Source organism: Streptomyces sp. NPDC040405 (assembly GCF_055595765.1).
In genome coordinates this window covers 43,255-63,079 of sequence record NZ_JBVIVI010000014.1, presented here as the reverse complement: position 1 = coordinate 63,079, position 19,825 = coordinate 43,255, and the positions used below count along the sequence as shown (strand labels likewise).

Genomic DNA, 19,825 nt, shown 5'->3' with positions numbered 1-19,825 from the left:
CCTGCGGTCCGCCGCAGGAGCCCTCCTCACGAGCCAGCCCTGGGCGCTCTGGACGCGTAGGCTCACGCACCGTGCCGCCGATGGGACAACGCCCGGGAGATGGTCCGGCCGGTGGCCATGACCATGGGCGCGAGCGCGCTCTGTCCGGCGCCGGAGGCCCCCGGGACGACGGACACGGCGGCCACGACCTCGCCCGTCGCGTCCCGCACAGGCGCCGCGGCCGACACCAGGCCCCCCGGACCGGGCCATCGGCCGGTCACCGCGAAGCCCGTTCCCTCCACCTCGGTGAGCACGCGACGCAGGACGGTCGCCGGGGCGTGGCGGGCCAGATAGCGTTCCTGGACGGCCGCCCCCGCGTACGCGAGGAGCACCAGGCCGTCACACGTGGCGTGCGCCGGGCGCCGGCCGCCGACCTGTTCACCCGCTCCGTCTGTGTCCGGGGCGCCGATCTGCTCGACGAGCACCGTCTCCATGCCGTCCAGCACCGCCAGCCGAACTCCCTGCCGTCCGGTCTTCTGGTACAGGCCCCGGAGGAAGGGCGTCGCCACGTCTCTCAGCTCCAGCCATCGTGGGGCCGTAGCCGCGACCGCCCACAAGTGCAGGCCGATCTCGTAACGGCTGTCCCGGGTCCGCTCGAGCGCGCCCCAGGACAACAGCTCGCCGACAAGCCGGTGAGTGGTGGCCAGCGGCATCCCGGTTCGCCGACTGATGTCCGAGAGAGTCAGCCGACGGCGTTCTCCGGCGAACGCGTCCAGCACGCTGAGAACCCGGCCGGTCACCGAGCGGGGAGCGGGTTCCTTTTCGGCGGGAGCACCGCCGGGCGGAGGCTGAGGCGACACTGAACGCATCTGGCGATCCTTCCGGCGAATAGGTCGTTATACCGTACGAGCAGGTCACACTGGCATGAATACAACAAGAGCTTCAGACGCGTGCGACGGCAGGGCCACCCCTCGCCCCCGGATATGAAGGTGTCGTTTGCGCATAAGAGCCATCCGCGCCTTGGCCGGAAGAGGCGAGCACTCTGCCGGATTCATGCATATGACGCATCAATAGATCCACGGTCCGATGCTGGACACCCTTTGCACACGGCTTGGAGACTCACTGGTGACGGGGCGACCCCCGCCATCTGACTTGCCCCGTAACGACGCCGCTCGGCCGCGCGTCGGCGCTCGCCACTCCGTACGGCTCATTCTCGGTTCACCGCTCCAAGGCAATCGGCTCCACGTCCGGCCCTCGCGGGCCGCCCGCCACCTTACGGAGGACCCATGAGAGGCATCAGCAGACGTACGGCGCTCACCATGGCCGCGGGTACCGTCACCGCCTCGACGGTGTCCAACGCGGCTACCGCGGCGGCCGATGCCCCGGCGCCGGGACGACCAGCGGCGTCCGGAGCCGGTCCCGCTCTGCGGACCGCACTCATCACACGGGTGACGCCCAGGAACAACTGGCGGGTGACCGCCGTCGCCATCCGCTACGCGCACCCCCTCCACCTGCGCGGCGGCGTCATCCCACCCTCCACGTTCCAGGTCACCACCGACCTCGGCAGGCAGAGCGCGGCCCGAACGGTCACCCGGGTCTACCCGAACACCGAGGCCAGGACCGACGACCGCCCCAAGGCGGGACGGCCGGGCAGCTACCTCATCATCGAGCTCGACCCGGACGACACCAATGCACAGGCAGCCGGCACCGACCCTCTTCCGCTCCATCGCGCGTACGCCGTCCGGCAGGTGGCCGACGTGCGGACCCCCGGCGGCGACCTGGTGCTCCCGGCCGGTCCGCTGGCGACCCGGAACGACGACGTCATCACCCCGGTGGTCGACGACTTCACCGCGGGATCGTTCACCGACTCCACGGGATTCGAGCTGGCCTTCCGGCTCTACCAGCCGGAAGGGTTCGTACAGCGTCCCGGGGCGGCCACCCGGTATCCGCTCGTCGTCACCCTGCACGGCGGCGGCGAAGTCGCCGACAACAACATGACCCAGCTCACCGCCAATCGCATCGCCGTCACCTTCGCCAAGCCCGAACGCCAGCGTCGGCACCCGGCGTTCGTACTCGCCCCCCAGATCCCACTGCCCCGCCCCACGGACGGACCCGACAACACGGACTGGACCGACCCCAAGGTCCGAGCGGCGCTGGTCGAACTCATCGACACCTTCACCACACAGCGCCCCGTCGACGCGGACCGGCTCTATCTCGTCGGCCTGTCATCGGGTGCGCGAGGCATCCTCAACCTGCTCCCGAGGCATCCCCACACCTTCGCCGCGGCCCTGGCCACCGCCGGCTGGGGCGAGGCGTCGGCCATGGACGGCATCACGCACATCCCGATCTGGGCCGATCACTCCATCGACGACCCGGTGGTCCCCTACCGCGAGGGACGGTTCGGCAAGCCCGGCACCTGGACGCTGATGAACGCGCTGGAGAGCGCCGGTGCACGGATCACCCGCGGGGAGTGGGCCAACGACCTGCCCGAGACGGAGTGCGAAGCCCGGTCCAGGGCCCTGCTGAAACAGGCACGCCGGGCCGGCAGCCATGTGCTGTTCACCAGCTACACGCCCGGAACCACGCCGGTGAACCCGCACTTCGCATGGGCACAGACATACGAGAACGATGTCGTCATCAACTGGCTCTTCGATCAGTCCCTTAGTGGTCGGCTCCGTAAATCCTTCGGGGGCTGATCACGTTGCCCGTCCGACACCTCGGGAAGTCGTTGGGGTGGACGACCTTGCGCTGCACGACGGAGAAGTAGATCTCCACTTGGTTCAGCCAGGAAGCGTGCATTGGGGTGTGAATCAGCACCGCGTTCGGGAAGGCGGCCGACAACCGGTCGGCAGCCTTCTTGCCGCGGTGGGAGGAGCCGTTGTCCACGGCCCGGAACACGCGTTTCGCGCTGACGTAGGGCTCGCGGGTCATGACCTGGGTGACCAGGTTCATGAACGGGTCGATGCCGGTGGCCTTCTCACAGCGGCCGTACACCTTCGCGGCGTGGACGTCGTAAGCGGCCAGGCAGGGCAGCGAGCCTGGATGGAGGTCTTTTCGTCGGCGCTGATGACGTACTCGTCGGCGTCCAGCGGGGCGCCCTGCCAGGTGCGGGCGTATCTCGGCGGGCAGCCGGCAGGCCAGCGCCTTGACCGCGGCAACCTGCAGCGGCGTGAACACCGGCGGGCGGCTGCAGCGTTGACGGTCTTTGAGCCCGGGCAATCCCTGTTCGGCGAACCGGCCACGCCAGCAGCGCACGGTGTCCAGGTGCAGCCCCGTCTCCTGGGCGACACGCGCGTTGGAGCGTCCGCGCGCGGCGTGTAGCACCACCTGTGCACGCACCCGCAACCGGTGCTCGGTCTTGTGGCCGTAGGCCATCGCCTTCATCCGCGCGCGTTCGGCGGCACTCGGGGCTATCGGACAGGCAGTGCGGAGGGGCATGGCGGGCGAGCCGATCGGCCGAAGTGGATCACTGGCAAGCCGCAGCCTTCCCCGCCCGCCGTGGCAGTGGAGCCCAGGCATCGCGGCCGTCAGCGGGCGCCCGAGCTTGGACTGACCAGATCACTCCGTCACGGGCAGACACTCGTCGAGCAGCTCGACGACATCGCGCCAGGCTCGCTGCGCGTGCCGTGGGTGGTAGCCGACGCCGGGGACCACGGGATGGTCGACCGGCGGGTGGTGGAAGGCGTGCAAGGCCCCGCCATAGACCACAAGGCGCCAGTCGACGCCCGCGGCCTGCATCTCGGCGGTGAACGCGTCCCGCGGCGCGGGCGGCATGATCGGGTCTTCCGACCCGACCCCGGCCCACACCGGACAGCGAATGCGCGCCGCCTCGCCCGGTCGGCCCGTGGTCACCGCGTTGACTGTCCCGATCGCGCGCAGGTTGACGCCATCGCGCCCGAGTTCCAGCCCGATGGCGCCCCCGGTGCCGTAGCCGACGGCGGCGATCCGGTCGGGGTCGGTCCGCGGTTCGGCGCGCAACACGTCGAGCGCCGCATGGCCGATGCCCCGCATCCGGTCGGGGTCGGCGAGCAGCGGCATGCAACGGGCCAGCATCTCCTCGGGGTCACCCAAATAGCGCCCGCCGTGAAGATCGAAGGCCAGCGCTACATATCCCAGCTCGGCCAGAGCATCGGCCCGGCGGCGCTCGACGTCGCTGAGCCCCATGCCCTCTGGTCCGAGCAGCACCGCGGGCCGGCGGTCGACACAGGCCGGGAGCGCGAGGTGCCCGATCATCGTCAAACCGTCCGCCGGGTACTCGACCGTGCGCGTGGTAATCGTCGTCATGAGACTGGACCGTAGTGATCGTCGAGTCCGGTCGGGCCGGGGTTCGCCGCTGGCAGAACAGCGCGGGTGCGCCTCTGAAATGCGGCGATGGCTCACAAGATCCGTCACAACCGCCGTTCCCACGGCAGCACCTGCCCCGGCACCACGCACGACACAGGTTCCGGACCCGCTCAATCTTATGCCGCGCAAAGGCAATGCCTGGCGACTGCACAGGAGACCGCCTGAACATCCGGGCCTGGGCAGCGGTGAACAACATCGAGCTGGTCTTCCTGCCGACCTACGGCTCGCAGAACGCCGCCACTGGCGCCTACATACGCTGGCGCAACTCCCTCGCCGAGCCGAAGACCCACTTCGCTCCCGACTCGCCAATCCGCCAGTGGACCGAATACCCGTCCAAAACTGCATGACAAGCCACAAGGAGTGGCCCGGTCACTCCTCGATCAACGCCTTGCGGGGAATGCCGCGCGTCGGCCGAGGCCGACCGTGACGAGGGGCGGTCAAGGCGGGGCCACGCGACGGCGAGCGCGCCCGGCCTGCCTTGCTCCTCAACATCCCTACTGAGAAGGAGAGTTGTGTCCCACCTGCTGATGGTCGAGAGCTGGGTCGGATCGATGAGCAGGTTGCTGCCACGGTCGATCCGTGAAGGTGGGCACGAGTTCACCTTCCTCACTCGCGACCTGCACCACTATCTGCGCTCGGCACCCGAGGGCACCGCCCATCCGCTGCTCGCGGCCCGCCATGTGCTGACCGCCGACACCAACGACACCGACTCCCTGCTGCCGATGGTGGAACGGCTGCACGGCACGCTGGGCTTCGACGGCGTCATCACCTCCTGCGACTACTACCTGCCGACGGTCGCGCGCATCGCCGACCGGCTCCAGCTGCCAGGCCCCTCCGCCGAAGCGGTGGAGAACGCCTGCCGCAAGGACGCCACTCGGCGCGTGCTCGAAGCCGCCGGGGTGGCCGGGCCGCGCTTCGCCGTCTGCGCCGACTGGGCACAGACCGCCGGGGCGGCACGGGACATCGGCTACCCGTTGGTGGTCAAGCCCGTGGACCTGTGCGCCGGGATGTACGTACGGCGGGTCGATGACGAACGCGGGTTGCTGGACGCCTTCCGGGCACTCGCCGACTTCCCCGTCAACGCCCGTGGTCAGCGCCGCTCCCCCGTCGTACTGCTCGAGGAGCTCCTCGACGGGCCGGAGGTCAGCGTCGAGACGGTGTCCTTCGACGGTGTGGCCGAGGTGGTCGGGGTGACCGACAAGAGTGTCGGCGGGGCGCCCGCGTTCATCGAGACCGGGCACATGTTCCCGGCCGCGCTGGCCCCGGGGGATGCCGAGGCGGCATGCGAGACCGCGCTGCTCGCCCTGAAGGGACTCGGCCTGGACGGGGTCGTGGCGCACACCGAGATCAAGCTGACCGCCGCCGGGCCGCGGGTGGTGGAGGTCAACCCCCGCCCCGCGGGCAACCGCATCACCGAACTGGTCCGCCATGTCACCGGGATCGATCTCGCGGCCGCCTTCGTGGAAGTCGCGCTCGGCCGGCGGCCCGATCTGCGGCGGTGGGACACGGGGCTGCGCAGCGCCGCCATCGGCTTCCTGATACCGGACACGGCGGGAACGCTGGTGTCGCTCGACGGTGGCGACGCGGTACGGGCGGAGCCGGACGTCCTGGAGGTCCGGCTCGCCGAGCCCGGCAAGAACGTCAAGGCGGCCGGCAGCAACAACGAATACCTCGGCCACGTCATGGCGGCCGACAGTGAGGGGTCCGGCGCCCGCGACCGTGTCGAGTTCCTGCTGGCAGGGCTGCGTCCGCAGGTGGTGGTCGCGTGACGGGCACGGAGCAAGCCGCCGCACCCGTGTGTTCCTCCCACGAAGAGTTGCTCGGCCGGGCTCTCGACGGCGCACTCGGGCCCGATCCGCGGTCCCTGCGGATCGCCGTGGCCTTCACCACGCGCCAGGCCGTACGCCACGACGGACGCGGTGGCGGCTACCGCAACGAGGTGCTCAGTCTGCGGCTGGGCGAGGCCGTCGGCTCGTGCGCGGTCGAGCCCGGCGCGCTGCCCGACGGCGCGATCGACGACTGCGTCGGCGCCGGCGTGGCCCGGTTGCTGCGTCACGACCTGATGCCGGTCCGGGTTGCCGCCCTCGACACCTACCTGATGCACGTGATGCCGCACTCCTCCGGCCATGGAGCCCGGCCGGTGACCCTCGCGGCAGGCAACTCCCTTGAGAAGTCCCGCGCGCGGGCCGCATCCGTGGCCGGGCTGCTGGACCTGGAGCCGGGCCGGACCGTCCTCGTCGTGGGAGTGGTCAACTCCCTTCTGGACGCCTTGCGTTCGCGAGGTGTGCGCTATGTGGCGTGCGATCTCAAGGGCGGTGCCACGGAGTGGGGTGAGCCGGTCGCCACCGACGCGCTCGCCCATCTGGACCGCTGCGACGCCGTACTGGCCTCCGGTATGACACTCGGCAACGGCAGCTTCGAGCCGCTGCGCGCACACGCCCTGCGCCACGGCAAGCAGCTGGTGATGTTCGCCCAGACCGGCAGCGCGATCCTGCCGCGGTTCCTGGGCTCCGGGGTCACGGCGGTGTGCGCCGAGCCCTACCCCTTCTTCTGGCTGGACGGCGGCCCCGGGCTCATCCACTGTTACGGGGGCGCCCGGTGACCACAGCCCTCCACCATGCCCCCGCGGACCATGGTCTCCTCGCCCTGCTCGGGCGTACCCCGCTGACCGTCTTCGCGCTGCGCCTGGGCTGGTTGCCGCCGACCGCCGTCGGCTACGGCACCGATCTGCTCGCCCACCCCGCCGCGCTGGTACTTCCCGTGCTCCTCCTGCTGTCCCGGCCGGTGTGCTCACTGGCCCGCATGGTGCGGGCCGGTATGATCGACGCGCTGGCCTCGCCGTACGCCGCCCAGGCGCCCCGGTACGGCATCCCCGGCGCCCGTATCCGCTATGCGCACGCCCTGCCCAACGCGGTGGGCCCGGCCGCCCAGCACCTCGCCCGCACGGTGGACTGGCTGCTGTGCGGTGTCATCGTCGTGGAGGCCCTGTTCGTGATCCCCGGCCTGGGAACCGTCCTGATGAACGCGGTCGCCGAGCGCGACGTGCCCGTCGTGCAGGGGCTCGCCGTGGTCTTCGGAGTCATCACCGTCGTCCTGAACACCGGCGCCGATCTGGTCACCCGCAGGTTCGCGCCCCGGGGCGAGGTGACGGCGTGACCGCGTATACCGGAAAGCGGCCGGGGCGGGGGCGCTGGGCACTTGCGATTCTGATCGTGGCCGTCCCCCTCGCCCTCGCGCTGCTCGGTCCGCTGTTGGCCGGTGCCCCCGGGCCGCGCGGCATCTCCTTCACGCTCGGCGGCGGCCACTGGCTCGGCACCGACTTCACCGGCCGCGACGTCTGGCGGCAGATCCTCCTCGGCGGGCGGCCAGTGGTCCTCACCGCGCTGGCCGCGACCGCGCTCGCATATCTGGTAGCGCTGCCGATCGGGCTCACCGCCGCGCTCACTCACCGCGGCTGGCTGGAGGAGTTGCTCATTCGCCCCCTGGACATCCTGCTCGCCGTGCCATCGCTGCTGCTGATCCTGCTGGTCGCCACCGTCCTCACCCCCGGCGCGGCGGGCTTGGCGCTGCTGGTGGCGCTGGCCAACATCCCGGACGCCGTCCGGCTGGTGCGCGCCGCGGCCGCGGACGCCGCCTCGCGCCCGGCGGTCGAGGCGATGCGCATGCAGGGCGAGACGTGGTGGCGCATGGGGGTCGGCTACGTCGGACGGTCGATCCTGCGCACGCTGGCCGCCGACGCCGGTATCCGGCTCACCGGAGTGCTCTACCTGGTGGCCACAGCGGCGTTTCTGGGCGTCGGCGTCGCGCCGGACGCGGCGGACTGGGCGGTGATGGTGGACCGCAACCGCACCGGGCTGTTCGTCCAGCCCTGCGCGGTCGTCGTGCCCGCGCTGCTGATCGTCGCCCTGACCAAGGGAACCAACCTGCTGTTCGACGCCGCACTGGACCGCGGCGGGAACCCGAAGAGGAAAAAGGGGAATCGGACGTGAACACGGTCGCCGAGCTCAAGGACCTGCGCGTCGAGATCGACGGCCGGGCCATTGTCGACAACGTGAGCCTCAGCGTGCCGCCAGGAAAGGTCACCGCGCTGGTGGGCCCGTCCGGCAGCGGCAAGACGACCACGGGGCTGGCGTTGCTCGGCGAGTACCCGCCAGGGGCCCATGTGACGGGCGATGTCCACGTGGCCGAGGGCCTGGTCGGCTACGTACCCCAGCATCCGGCCGCGGTTCTCAACCCCGCCCGCCGTGTCGGCGCGCTCCTCCACCACATAGCCCGCGGCCAGGTGCACGGCCCGCGGCGCTCCGAGCGCCGTGCCGAGGCTCACGAGCGGGTTCTCGCCGCCCTGGCATCGGCCGAGCTGCCGGACGGGAAAGCGCTGCTGCGCCGCTACCCGCACCAGCTGTCCGGAGGTCAGCAGCAGCGCGTCGTCCTCGCGCAGGCGCTGCTTCTCGGCGCGCGCGTCGTGGTCGCGGACGAACCGACCACGGGGCAGGACGCGTTGACCAAACGCCGCGTCGTCGAGCAGCTGTCCGCGGTCGCCGAGCGCGGTATCGCCGTCGTACTCCTCAGCCACGATCTGGACGTGGTGCGGGCGCTCGCCGACGAGGTCGTGATCATGCGCGCCGGCCGAGTGGTGGAGTCGGCCCCCGCCGAGCGGCTGTGGACAGCGCCCGCGCCCCCCTGGACCCGCGCGCTCCTCGCGGCACAGACGCCACCACCCGTGGCACGGGAGAGCGCCCCGCCGGGCGACGTACCACGGGACGAGCGGCGGTCCGGGGAGGCGGCCCCCGGGCTGCGGGTGCGCGGGCTGACCGCACGGCACGGCGCCACCACCGTGCTGCATACCGCCGAGCTGACCGTCCCGTCAGGCGCCTGCCTGGCCATCGTCGGCCGCTCCGGCAGCGGCAAGACCGCGCTCGCCCGGTGCCTGGCCGGACTCCACCGCGACCATGACGGAGACGTGCTGCTCGACGGTGTTCCGCTGCCCCGGAGCCTGCGCTCCCGCACCCGGGAGCAGCTCGCCGCCATCCAGTACGGCTTCCAGGACGCACGGGCCGCCTTCGACGAACACCGCCCGGTCCTGGACCAGGTGGCGCGCACGCCGGTACGGCTGCGAGGGGCCGTCCCGGCGGGGGCGCGGGCCGAGGCGGAGGCGACGCTGGACGGTCTCGGACTCGCGCACGACCTCGTACGACGCCTCCCGGGACAGCTGTCGGGCGGCGAGTTGCAGCGTGCCGCCCTCGCCCGCGCCCTGCTCGCCCGGCCCCGGGTGCTCGTATGCGACGAGGTCACCTCCGGACTCGATCCGATCACCCGGCGCGACATCCTCGGCCGGCTCACCGCCCTGCCCCGCGACCGTGACGGCCTGGCCCTGATCTTCATCACCCACGACCTGGACGCCGCGGCGCTCGCCACGCGGATCGCCGTGCTGGAAGCGGGCGAGGTGATCGAGCAGGGCCCGGCGCACCACGTGCTCACCGCACCGAGCCACTCGTTCACGGCCTCCCTGACGCACGCGTCGTCGGCGCTCTCCCGAGGTGCCGCACCGGAGGTCGATCGTCAGGCTCTGTCCCCCTAAGGCGAAGGCGGGAGCGTCGGTACGGGCCGCTCCGGCCGCGGGGATGCGTTGGCAACGACCGCGTCGGCGTGGTCGGCGAGGTATTGATGCACCACCGACGCGAAGTCCGGGTCGGGCTCAAGACCGAGCGCGGCGGCGCGCGCGTTGTCGAAGTCGGCGGGCCATGAGCCCACGATGGCCTCGACGCCGGGATCGGGTGCGGTCGTCACCCGGTCGGCGACGGCGTCGCCGGCCACCCGGCGCAGTGTGGTCAGCATGTCGGCGACCGAGACCGTGAGCGCCGGAAGGTTGACCGGCACCCCGCCGTCGAGGCGGCCCGGGCCGGCGCCGCGCTCGGCCTCCGCGATGCGCAGGATTCCCTCGACGGTGCGCCGTGGCGAGGCCAGGGCCACCCGCAGATCGGGGCGGACCGGGCAGGTCGCCGGGAGGCCCGCGAGCGGTTCTCGGATGATGCCGGACAGGAAGCCGGAGGCGGCCGCGTTCGGCTTGCCCGGCCGTACCGCCACGGTCATCAGGCGGGCGACGCGTCCGTCGATGAAACCGCGGCGGGTGTAGTCCGCGATCAGCTGCTCGCAGACGAGTTTCTGGACCCCGTAGCTCGACCGGGGGGTGGGCAGGGTCGCCTCGCTGACCACCGAGGGCAGCGGCAGGGCGGGGTCGGAACCGTAGACGGCGACGCTGCTGGAGAACACCACCCGCGGCGTCGGTCCGCCGGCGGCCGACTGGGCCCGGGCGGCTTCGAGCAGCGCACGGGTCGTGTCCACATTGGCGCGCATGCCGAGATCGAAGTCGGCCTCGCACTCGGCCGAGACCGCGGAGGCGAGGTGGATCAGCACATCGACGGACTGCGCGAACACCTCGTCGAGCCGGTCGGTCACATCACCCTGCACGATGTCCACGAGAGGGTCGGCCGCTGACGGATCGGATGACGGACCGGACGGCACGACGCGGTCGGCGAGCACCAGCCGGTCGATGGGTGCGCCACGGAACGTCCGTGTCGTGAGCAGTGTGCCCGCGACCTGGCGTCCCAGAAAGCCGAAACCACCCGTGATGACGATCCTCATGCGTTGTCTCCTCGGTAGTCGTCGAGCCAGCCGAGGGTTGCCGTGGCACCAAGACCATCCCCTCCCTCAGCGCCGCAAACCGCACCGGTCCGCCCACTCGTACCACACCCGCGCCGCGAGTTGCCTGCGCGGTGGCGCGTACTACAGGGGGACGGGACTCAGAACGCCGGCGCGGATCGCTCCTGCTGCGGGCTCTGGCTGCGTGCCCTGAGCACCACGTCCCGTAGGCGGTTGTGGGTCATGGCCAGGCCCGCGTACACCGCACCGCGTGCCGTCGAGAGGCCCAATACCTGGGTGACGGTCGCGATCTGGGGGACGGTGGGCAAGGTTCGGTCGAGTCGCCTTCGTACCTCGGGGAGCACCTCGTCCACGAGGGGGCGCAGCCGGCCGACGAAGTAGACGAACTCGGGGTCGAGCGTCACGGCGACGACGCTCACGCCCGTGGTGATCGCCGTGGTGAACGCCTCGACCACCTCCGTACGCGCTCGATCGTCCTGCGGCGCCTGCCACAGGTCCTCGACGCGTTGGAGGTCCAGTCCGTGTTCATGAGCGAACCTGAGAAGCCCTCTGGTGCTCAGCAGCCCGTCGAGGGTCTGGTCGTCGACGCCGGAGGAAAGGACGCCGAAGTCGCCGAACGCTGGAGTACGTCCTCGAGCGAGTTCATGATCCGTGCAGGTGGCGAAATTGAGGATGCTGCTGACGCTGAACAGAGCGGCGTTCCTGATGCTCGCGTCGTCCGTGAGCACCTCCAGCAGGGACGCGTTCGCGTCACTGTCGAAGGTCACTGGAGCACCGACGAGGTCCTCGACGGTTCGGTGGAGACCTCCGCCGGCGAAGATTTTCATGGGGCCGACAGGCCGGAAGATCTCGGTACCGCCACGGACACGGGCGGGCAGAGCCGCGACGACCTGGCGCAGTGGCCCTCGTACGGTTGCGCTGGTCTGCTCGATCAGGTCGACCAGCCACGCGCCGGCAGCGGAGGCGTCGTGGTGCTCGACCGTCGGAACGGTCACCTGCTTGAGCTCGCGGCCGCGCAGGTCGGTCACCAGCACACAGGTGGTCACGACGCCGAAACTGACACCCACGACGTGCCCCGTCGTCGGGGGCACATCAAGATACGTCGACGGACGGCCACGCCCGATGACGGCATCGACTCCCCCGTCCACGACGAACCCGTCGGCGCGCAGTTCCTCGACCGCCCTCGAGACGGTCGCCTTGCTCAGGGCCGTGAGTTCGATGAGCTTGTTCCGGGTCAACGGCGCGCGCGAAAGAACTACGTCAAGGACGTTCGCCTTGTTGTAGTCGCGTGGTGTGGGGTTGCTGCTGCTCACCTCATGACCCTAGCGAGTCCATGCGCGGTGCCGCCAAAGCCCGGCGCGTCTGCCGCACTTGCGCACGTGCCCGTCGCGTAGTCGAGGGTCCTGAGCCGCCTCTAGGCATGGTCGTGGCGGGCGCTCAGCAACCGGGCGACGACCTCGTCCATGGCGACGTCCATGGCCCGCTCCACGTTGTCCCAGTCGTCCTTGGCGTGCTCGCGCAGGTAGTCGCGGCGCTCCGGCACCTGGTCCGCGCGCCAGTCGGTGATCAGCGCGCGCAGTGTGAGGCGTGCCAGCGCGGCAACGGGAAGGAGGGGCAGCTCGCTGCCCCTGATCGGCTGTGCCAGCTCGTATCCCCCGACGAATGCGCAGGCTTCACGCCAGGGATCTGACGGAGTCCGGCCGAGAAGGTTCGCGAGCGACACGGCAGGATCGAAGATCAGGGCGCTGCGCACGCTGTCGCCGAAGTCGATCACTCCCGTGACGAAGCCGTCCGCGCGGGGATCCACGACGACGTTGTAGGGGCTGTAGTCGCCGTGGATCACCTGGGTCTCCAGATCCCCCAGCCTCGGCGCGATGGCCTCGTTGAAGAGGTGGAAGACCTCATGCGCCAGTCGACGGTGCGTGGCATGGGGCGTGTATTGGACGAGCTCCCGCAGGTGGTGGAAGTGGCGGATGTCCCAGACAAGGCGGCGCTCGTCCGCGGAGTGCCGGAATGTCCGCAGCGCCAGGTCCACACGCCCGAGCATCCGGCCGACCTGGGCAATCTGTTGCGCGTCGGGGTTCGTCCACGCCAGCACGGCACCTTCGATGAAGTCGAAGACGCGCAGGACTCGGAGCCTGCCGTCCTTGGTCTCGATCGCTACGTTGTCGCGGCCGTCGACGGTCATCTTGACCCGCTGGACGGGGAGGTAGGGGGCTTCGCATTCGAGGTGGCGCATCGCGGCCGTCTGCAGAGCCACGATAGCTACCGCCTCGTCGGGAGGGGAGACCTTGACCAGATACCCGGCCGTCCCCGTCCGGAGCCGGAAGGTGTCGTCCTTCTCGGTTGCCAGCCGCTCGAGATCTCCGCTCAGCCGATAGCGCCGGGTGAGCAGCCCGTCCACCAGCGCCGTGTCGATGGGCTCGTGCGACGATGCCAAGCCGCTCTCCTTGAACAGCTGCTGGGCGATACGTGCGGGAGGTGAGGTGCTCAACGTTCGGTCCCTTGGCTTCCGGCCCGCTACAGGCGGGTCTTGGCGATCTCCGCGAAGGTCTCGAGGAATCGCGTCACATCGGCCGAGTCGAAGGCCAGCGGCGGCCGGATCTTGAGGACGTTGGCCGCCTGCCCGGTGCCACAGATGAGGATGCGACGCTCGCGCATGTCATTGATGAGGTGCTCGGCCCGGGCTCGGTCGGGTTCCAGCGACTCCCGGTCCTTCACGAGCTCGATGCCCACGTAGAGACCACTGCCGCGGACCTCCGCGATGCGGGGAGACTCGCAGGTGATCTGCTCAAGGCCGTCTCGAAGCGCCTTGCCGCTGTCGCGGGCCCGTTGCTGCACGTTCTCCGCCTCGAAGACGTCCAGCACCGCGGCACCGGCGGCGATCGGGATCGAACTGCCGGCGAAGGTGTTGAAGTAGCGGACGCTCTGCCCGAACTCGTCGCACACCTCGGGCCTGAACACCACGCCGGAGATCGGCAGGCCGTTGCCCATGGGCTTGCCCATCGTGACGATGTCCGGCAGCACCCCGTGGCGGCTGAACCCCCACATCGTTTCTCCGAGCCTGGCGAAGCCCGATTGCACCTCGTCGGCGATGTACAGGCCGCCCGCGGCGTGCACCTCCTCGGCCACCTCGCGCATGTAACCGACGGGGTCGGTGATGAGCGCCGCGAGCCCGTAGCCGTGGTGCTCCAGATCATCGATCGCACCGCGGACCTGGCCACGCATGTACTCGGCGAGCGTCGAGCCGGCCGGGACGCGTCGCGGGTCGGGAGCATCGATGAGCCGGACATTCGGCCCCAGCGGTGACCCGGCGCCGAGTGTCGGCGAGAAGCTCGCGACTTCGCGGGTCAGGCCGTGGTACGCCCAGCGGGTCACGATGATTCCCTCGCCGCCCGTGTGGAAGCGGGCCACGCGCATGGCCAGGTCGTTCGCCTCCGACCCGCTGCACGCGAAGCTGACCTTCGAGAGCCCTTCGGGGAAGGTCGCGAGAAGCCGCTCGGCGTAGTCGACGAGTGCTTCCTGCACATAGCGAGTGTTGGTGTTGACCGCGCTCATCTGGCGGGACACGGCCTCGGCGACATGCGGGTGCGCGTGGCCGACGCACGGCACGTTGTTGTAGGCGTCGAGGTAGTCGTTGCCATCCCGGTCGAACAGGTGAGCACCTCGACCGGAGACGAACTCGACCGGCTCCCGGTAGATCAGCGTGTAGCCGGGACCCAGCACGTTGTTTCGCCGCTGGATGGTGGACTGCAACCGCGCAGCCACACGCCGCCCTACGGCCGAGCGCTGGCCGCGCCGGGTACTTTCCGGGCCACCAGGCGGGAGCTGTTCACGGTGAACCCGACCGCGGCACCTCCACCGGGCCGTGCGCCCGCGAAGACCGTGCCGCCGTGGATCTCGGCGACATCGCGCACGATCGCGAGGCCCAGCCCGGACCCGGGCAGGCCGCGGGCGGTGTCGGCCCGGTAGAACCGGTCGAACACGCGCGAAGTGTCGTCGGCGTCGATGCCGGGTCCGCGGTCGGAGACGGTGATCCTGCCCTGGCGGACGCGCACCTCGATGTGCTCGCGGTCGTCGGGGGCGAACTTCGCGGCGTTCTCCAGCAGGTTGCCCAGCGCGCGGTCGAGTCCCTCGGGGCGGCCGAGGACCACGGAGCCGTCGGCGTCGACGTGGACCAGGCGTCCGGTACGCCGGTAAAGGCGCCGGGCGGCGCGCCGGGCCAGCGCCGCCAGCTCCACGGGTTCCTCCGCCTCCTCGCGGTGACGGGCAAGGGCCAGCTCGACGAGTTCGTCGACCAGGCGACTCAGCTCGCGCGTCTCACCGTCGACGTCGTCCAGGAGCCGGTCGCGGGCTTCCGGGGAAAGTTCGGTGACGCGGCGCAGCACGTCGGCGTTGGCACATAGGCTGGTCAGCGGGGTCCGCAGCTCATGCGCGGCGTCCTGCACCAGCCTCTCCTGGGCCTCACGGGCAGCCGCGAGCCGAGCGAGCATCCTGCTGAACGAAGCCGATACGCGGCCGACTTCGTCGCGTCCGCCCACCAGAGCGTCGGCGGGGACCCGGCCGCCGGCGGGGATGCCTTCGGCGACTCCGGCCAACCGCTCCAGGCGCCGGGTGATGCGCTGCGCGAGCAGCCTGCCCGCACCCGCCGCCACGAGCATGACCACCAGACTGACCCCCGCGATCTCCCTGGCCATGCCGCCCAGTACGTAATGCGTCTTGTCGACTTGGACAGCCACCTGCAGGGCCCCGCGGTCGCCGCCCAGCGCGGTGGTCAGCTGTCGATAGGTGTGGCCGCCCACGACGACCTCGATGGTGTCGGACTGCCCGTACGTACCAGAGGCGGCCAGGTCACGCGTGGTGTCGGACACCGGCAGCGCCACGGCCGGACCGCCGAGGAAGGTGGGCGTGCCGTCACGAGCCACGCCCTGCACGGGGAACTGCCACTCGTCCTCGTCCCCCGGACCGGGTCTGTCCTGCCCGGGGTAGAGATCGGGGCCGCGCGCGGCCGCCTTCGAGAGGGCCGACGCCCGGTCCGGGTCGTGTGCCAGGGTCACCATGGCCGACCGCAGCGACCGGTCGATCTCCGCGATGACGCGGTCGGATGCGGCGTGGTAGCTCAGCACACCGACCGCCGTGGCCACCACGGCACCGACGGCGGCGAAGGCGAGCGCGAACCGCGCGCGCAGGCTCATGACCGCCGCACCGCGTAGCCCACGCCCCGCACCGTGTGGATCAGGCTCGGAGCACCGGCGGCGGCGAGCTTGCGCCGCAGATAGCCGACGTAGCCCGCCAGGTTCTTGGCGTCCACCACGGCATCGACGACCTCACGGCCCCAGACCTGCCGGTAGATCGTCACGTGGTCCATCACCAGCCCCTCGTTGCGCACCAAGAGCTCCAGCAGGTCGAACTCGGTACGCGACAGCCGTAATTCCTCATCGCCCCAGCAGGCACGCCGGGCAGCCGGGTCGACGCGCAGCGACGCGACCCACAGCACGGCGGCCGACCGGTCCGGCGCCCGGGCTTGCGGTGCGGCGTCGGCGCGACGCAGCAACGCCCTTAATCGAGCAAGCAGTTCCGGCACCCTGAAGGGCTTGGGCAGATAGTCGTCGGCACCGGCGTCCAGCCCGGCGATCCGGTCCCGGGTCCCGGCCCGCGCGGTGAGCAGCAGCACCGGAGTACGGTCACCGTCGGCGCGCAGCACGCGGCACACGGCGACGCCGTCCACATGGGGCATCATCACGTCGACCACCAGGACGCTGAAGGAGCCCCGACGGACGTGGGTGAGCGCCTCCACCCCGTCGGCGACGGCGACGACCTGATAACCCTCCAACTCCAGTGCACGCGTGAGGGATTCGCGGACCGCACGGTCGTCGTCGGCGATGAGGACACGATTCGGCACCCCCACATGATGGCCCACTGCCGGGCACCTCGTGAGCGCGAACCGGGCGCCGCGGCGGCGGGCCGGGATCCGGTTCGCCGCGGCCTCAGGGCTTCCGCCGGTGTCGGACTCCATTCTTTACCCGATTCCCGACCGGCTCCAGCCGAAGTCTCATACGGCTCGCCCACGATAGAGGTCCCTGACGGCCCCCCTTTCCCGCACAGGAGTCCCATGTCTTCCGTCCCCCGTACGGCCATCCTCTCCCCCGCACCCGGAGCGCCGTTACGCGTGCAAGGACACAAGCAGGCGCTCCTGGCCCGCGCCGTGGTCCTCGCCGCGTGTGTCGGCCTCGGCGTCACCGGCTGCTCCGCCCTCAACTCCGCGAACGACTCGGCGGCGCTGACGCCCCAGAAACGGATTCCGGCGTCCGCGGCCCGTACCGGCGCCGGCGGCGCGAACACCGCACAGGTCGTGGCCGCCGCCAACGCCTTCCTCGCGACGCTCTCCGACGAGCAGAAGGACGCGGTCCTCTACGACTTCGACGACCCGGCCAAGAAGACCGGCTGGTCGAACTTCCCGACCCCGGTCGTGGAGCGCAACGGCCTCAAGCTGGGCGATCTCACCGACGAGCAGCAGGCCGCGGCCCTGAAGGTCATGAAGGCCGCACTCAGCAAGAAGGGCTACGAGGAGCTCGTCGAGATCCGCAAGGCGGACGACTACCTCGCCTCGCTCCCGGACACCGGCGGACCCGGCGGCGGAAGCGGTGGTACGCCCAGCGCCACACCCACCGGCGGCCCCAGCGCCACACCCACCGGCGGCGGGCGCCCACCGGGCGGCGGCGCCAACTTCGGCTCGGAGTGGTACTACATCTCCTTCTTCGGCCGGCCGAGCGGCACCGGGGAGTTCACGGTCCAGTACGGCGGCCACCACGCGGCGTACACCCTCACCTACGCCGGCCAGAACGTGAGCATCTCGCCCACCCTGACCGCGGTCGAACCGATGGAGTTCAACTGGGAGGACCTGTACTACGCCCCGCTGGAGGACAAGCGGACCTCCACCATCGAGGCCATCCAGTCGCTCACCAAGACCGAGCTGGCCGCGGCCGGGATCGACGGGAGTTTCGACGACCTGTATCTGGGCCCCGGCCACGACGGGCCCTTCCCCGAGCAGCCCGAAGGCGTCCTCGTCAGCAGCCTCACCAAGAGGCAGCAGGCCAAGGTCACCGCGATGCTGAAGGCCTGGGTGGACGACCTGGACGAGAAGGCGGCGGCACGGCTCCTCGCCAAGTACGTCTCCGAGTACGACAGGACGTACATCGGCTGGAGCGGCGGGACGACACTCGACAACGACCAGACATACGTACGCCTTGACGGGCCATCCGCCTGGATCGAGTTCTCCAACCAGCCCGGCGCCTCCACCGACGGAGTCCACCAGCACACGATCTTCCGGGACGAGACCGCCGACTACGGCTGGGAATGACGGGATGCTCACCGTGCGCCGTCTCCTGCCCGCGCTCCTGTGCACGGCGCTGATGCTGGTCGGCGGCCTCGCGTCGCCGGCCGCCGCCCATCCGATGGCGACCTCGGCCGTCGTCCTCGACATCCGGGACGACCGGGTCGAGGGCGAGGTCCAGCTGCCCATCGACCGCCTGGCCATCGCCGTGCACCGCGACCTCACCCGCGCAAGCGTCCTCGGCACCGACCGCGCGTTCCTGGGGCGCTACGCCGCACAACACATCAGCGCCACCGGCGGCGACACCTCCCCTTGGACCGTCACACTCGGTACGGCGGCGGTCCGCACGATCGACGGGGCGGCCCACCTCGTCTACCCGCTGACGATCCGCCCGCCCGACGGACACGTCACCGACTTCGACCTGCGCTACGACGTCATCGTCGAGGAACTCGTCACCCACCAGGTCATCGCCACCGTCCGCTACGACTACGACCGCGGCATCCTCCGGGCCGACGACGCCCGAACCCTCGGAGTTCTCGACCGGGACACCAAGAGCCTGAAGGTCCCCGCTGGGGAAGGCTCATGGGTGCGGGGCTTCGCCGCCACCGCCGGCCTGGGCATCGAGCACATCGGTGAGGGCGCCGACCACCTGCTGTTCCTCCTCATGCTCCTCATCCCGGCCCCGCTGATGGCCACCGGAGGCCGATGGCGGGCCGCCGCCCCGTCGGTGCGACGCGGCGTCGTCCGCGTCGTCCACGTGGTGTCCGCGTTCGCCGTGGGCCACTCGCTCACCCTGGTGCTGGCGGCCAACGGAGTGATCGACCTGCCGACCCGGCCGGTCGAGACACTGATCGCCTTCTCGATCGCGGTGTCCGCGGTCCATGCCATCCGGCCGCTCGTGGCCCGCGGCGAGCCGCTCATCGCCGGCGGGTTCGGGCTCGTCCACGGGCTGGCGTTCGCCTCGCTCATCGGCGACCTCGGCCTCGACCGCGGATCGCTCGTGACCACGTTGCTGGGCTTCAACCTGGGTATCGAACTGACGCAGTTGCTCGTCGTCGCGCTGATGATGCCGTCACTGATCGTCCTGGCCCGCACCGCCTTCTACCCCGTGTTCCGCGTCGGCGTCGCCCTCGTCGGCCTGCTGTTCTCGGTGTCGTGGATGCTCGAACGTACGACGCTGACCCCCGCCGACCCGTTCGAAGGCGTCCAGACGTGGCTGGTCGGGCACCCGCTGCTCGTCGCCGCGGCGGTCGCGGCGCTCGCCGCCGTCGCCCGCGCCGTCGCCCCACGGACACCGTGGGGAGCTACCGAACACCCCGAGCCCACCGAAGGCGTCCCCGCCCGTCCCGCGCCCTCGACCACGTCCTGATCATGGACGAGGCCCACGCCCGCTCGGGCTGCCCGTGCAGCTGGGACGCGCGCTGCGGTGCGGGCGGTGGACCGGAGCGGTGCGGAACGCGCCGGATGGTGGCGGCGGCAATCCGATGACCGAGGCACAGCACGGTCAGC

At 70.8% G+C, this 19,825-nt stretch carries 17 protein-coding genes and 1 pseudogene; 9 read left to right on the top strand and 9 right to left on the bottom strand.

What is annotated here, in order from left to right:
* Nucleotides 1-62: 62 nt before the first annotated feature.
* Nucleotides 63-848, bottom strand: a complete 786-nt coding sequence (locus ACZ59A_RS38205; RefSeq protein WP_470968665.1) for an IclR family transcriptional regulator — start codon at nt 846-848, stop codon at nt 63-65.
* A 417-nt stretch (nt 849-1,265) separates the two neighbouring features.
* Between ACZ59A_RS38205 and ACZ59A_RS38200 the strand changes: the two genes are divergently transcribed.
* On the top strand, nt 1,266-2,675 hold the full coding sequence (locus ACZ59A_RS38200; RefSeq protein WP_470968663.1) for a PHB depolymerase family esterase: 1,410 nt from the start codon (nt 1,266-1,268) through the stop codon (nt 2,673-2,675).
* Here the strand turns inward: ACZ59A_RS38200 and ACZ59A_RS38195 are convergent.
* Both ACZ59A_RS38195 and ACZ59A_RS38190 read right to left on the bottom strand, forming a co-directional pair.
* Nucleotides 2,641-3,363, bottom strand: a complete 723-nt coding sequence (locus ACZ59A_RS38195; protein ID WP_470968661.1) for a helix-turn-helix domain-containing protein — start codon at nt 3,361-3,363, stop codon at nt 2,641-2,643. The genes ACZ59A_RS38200 and ACZ59A_RS38195 overlap by 35 nt on opposite strands.
* A gap of 174 nt (nt 3,364-3,537) precedes the next feature.
* A complete protein-coding gene (locus tag ACZ59A_RS38190) occupies nt 3,538-4,263 on the bottom strand; it encodes a dienelactone hydrolase family protein (protein ID WP_470968658.1) in 726 nt (241 codons plus the stop codon).
* A gap of 245 nt (nt 4,264-4,508) precedes the next feature.
* Here ACZ59A_RS38190 and ACZ59A_RS38185 point away from each other — a divergent pair, with 245 nt between their 5' ends.
* The 6 genes and pseudogenes from ACZ59A_RS38185 (at nt 4,509) to ACZ59A_RS38160 (ending at nt 9,901) form a co-directional block, all read left to right on the top strand.
* Nucleotides 4,509-4,670, top strand: coding sequence for a hypothetical protein (locus tag ACZ59A_RS38185; RefSeq protein ID WP_470968655.1), 162 nt, complete (start codon nt 4,509-4,511; stop codon nt 4,668-4,670).
* 165 nt (nt 4,671-4,835) lie between these two features.
* Nucleotides 4,836-6,092, top strand: coding sequence for an ATP-grasp domain-containing protein (locus tag ACZ59A_RS38180; RefSeq protein ID WP_470968653.1), 1,257 nt, complete (start codon nt 4,836-4,838; stop codon nt 6,090-6,092).
* Nucleotides 6,089-6,925 (top strand): Rossmann-like domain-containing protein, encoded by an 837-nt coding sequence (locus ACZ59A_RS38175; protein WP_470968651.1) that lies wholly within the window; start codon nt 6,089-6,091, stop codon nt 6,923-6,925. Before ACZ59A_RS38180 ends, ACZ59A_RS38175 begins: the two co-directional genes overlap by 4 nt.
* A gap of 47 nt (nt 6,926-6,972) precedes the next feature.
* A pseudogene (locus ACZ59A_RS38170) lies at nt 6,973-7,479 on the top strand (ABC transporter permease subunit); the annotation flags it as partial.
* A complete protein-coding gene (locus ACZ59A_RS38165; protein ID WP_470968648.1) occupies nt 7,476-8,312 on the top strand; it encodes an ABC transporter permease subunit in 837 nt (278 codons plus the stop codon). The pseudogene ACZ59A_RS38170 and the gene ACZ59A_RS38165, both read left to right, overlap by 4 nt.
* On the top strand, nt 8,309-9,901 hold the full coding sequence (locus ACZ59A_RS38160; RefSeq protein WP_470968646.1) for an ABC transporter ATP-binding protein: 1,593 nt from the start codon (nt 8,309-8,311) through the stop codon (nt 9,899-9,901). The genes ACZ59A_RS38165 and ACZ59A_RS38160 overlap by 4 nt, the downstream gene beginning before the upstream one ends.
* Here the strand turns inward: ACZ59A_RS38160 and denD are convergent.
* From denD to ACZ59A_RS38130, 6 genes are all read right to left on the bottom strand, one after another.
* Nucleotides 9,898-10,965 carry a D-erythronate dehydrogenase gene (gene denD, locus ACZ59A_RS38155; RefSeq protein ID WP_470968644.1) on the bottom strand — a complete coding sequence of 356 codons (1,068 nt, stop codon included), beginning with the start codon at nt 10,963-10,965 and terminating at the stop codon, nt 9,898-9,900. The two genes, ACZ59A_RS38160 and denD, sit on opposite strands and share 4 nt — an antisense overlap.
* Nucleotides 10,966-11,123: 158 nt before the next feature.
* A complete protein-coding gene (locus ACZ59A_RS38150) occupies nt 11,124-12,296 on the bottom strand; it encodes an ROK family transcriptional regulator (protein WP_470968641.1) in 1,173 nt (390 codons plus the stop codon).
* 101 nt (nt 12,297-12,397) lie between these two features.
* The gene (locus ACZ59A_RS38145; RefSeq protein ID WP_470968639.1) at nt 12,398-13,477 is read right to left on the bottom strand and encodes a phosphotransferase; all 1,080 of its coding nucleotides are present in this window, start codon (nt 13,475-13,477) and stop codon (nt 12,398-12,400) included.
* Nucleotides 13,478-13,503: 26 nt separating this feature from the next.
* Entirely contained in the window at nt 13,504-14,751 is a 1,248-nt protein-coding gene (locus ACZ59A_RS38140) for an aspartate aminotransferase family protein (protein ID WP_470968637.1), read from the bottom strand.
* A gap of 8 nt (nt 14,752-14,759) precedes the next feature.
* On the bottom strand, nt 14,760-16,178 hold the full coding sequence (locus ACZ59A_RS38135; RefSeq protein ID WP_470968634.1) for a sensor histidine kinase: 1,419 nt from the start codon (nt 16,176-16,178) through the stop codon (nt 14,760-14,762).
* Entirely contained in the window at nt 16,175-16,885 is a 711-nt protein-coding gene (locus ACZ59A_RS38130; protein ID WP_470968632.1) for a response regulator transcription factor, read from the bottom strand. The genes ACZ59A_RS38135 and ACZ59A_RS38130 overlap by 4 nt, the downstream gene beginning before the upstream one ends.
* Nucleotides 16,886-17,095: 210 nt before the next feature.
* Between ACZ59A_RS38130 and ACZ59A_RS38125 the strand changes: the two genes are divergently transcribed.
* Together ACZ59A_RS38125 and ACZ59A_RS38120 are read left to right on the top strand one after the other, a co-directional pair.
* The gene (locus tag ACZ59A_RS38125) at nt 17,096-18,343 is read left to right on the top strand and encodes a DUF3500 domain-containing protein (RefSeq protein WP_470968629.1); all 1,248 of its coding nucleotides are present in this window, start codon (nt 17,096-17,098) and stop codon (nt 18,341-18,343) included.
* A gap of 4 nt (nt 18,344-18,347) precedes the next feature.
* Nucleotides 18,348-19,685 (top strand): HupE/UreJ family protein, encoded by a 1,338-nt coding sequence (locus ACZ59A_RS38120; protein WP_470968627.1) that lies wholly within the window; start codon nt 18,348-18,350, stop codon nt 19,683-19,685.
* Nucleotides 19,686-19,825 lie beyond the last annotated feature (140 nt).

What these genes read in the sequence shown, in the direction of transcription:
- ACZ59A_RS38205 (WP_470968665.1), bottom strand. Translation starts at nt 848, where the DNA reads ATGCGTTCAGTGTCGCCTCAGCCTCCGCCCGGCGGTGCTCCCGCCGAA.
- ACZ59A_RS38200 (WP_470968663.1), top strand. Translation starts at nt 1,266, where the DNA reads ATGAGAGGCATCAGCAGACGTACGGCGCTCACCATGGCCGCGGGTACC.
- ACZ59A_RS38195 (WP_470968661.1), bottom strand. Translation starts at nt 3,363, where the DNA reads ATGAAGGCGATGGCCTACGGCCACAAGACCGAGCACCGGTTGCGGGTG.
- ACZ59A_RS38190 (WP_470968658.1), bottom strand. Translation starts at nt 4,263, where the DNA reads ATGACGACGATTACCACGCGCACGGTCGAGTACCCGGCGGACGGTTTG.
- denD (WP_470968644.1), bottom strand. Translation starts at nt 10,965, where the DNA reads ATGAGGATCGTCATCACGGGTGGTTTCGGCTTTCTGGGACGCCAGGTC.
- ACZ59A_RS38135 (WP_470968634.1), bottom strand. Translation starts at nt 16,178, where the DNA reads ATGAGCCTGCGCGCGCGGTTCGCGCTCGCCTTCGCCGCCGTCGGTGCC.
- ACZ59A_RS38125 (WP_470968629.1), top strand. Translation starts at nt 17,096, where the DNA reads ATGTCTTCCGTCCCCCGTACGGCCATCCTCTCCCCCGCACCCGGAGCG.
- ACZ59A_RS38120 (WP_470968627.1), top strand. Translation starts at nt 18,348, where the DNA reads ATGCTCACCGTGCGCCGTCTCCTGCCCGCGCTCCTGTGCACGGCGCTG.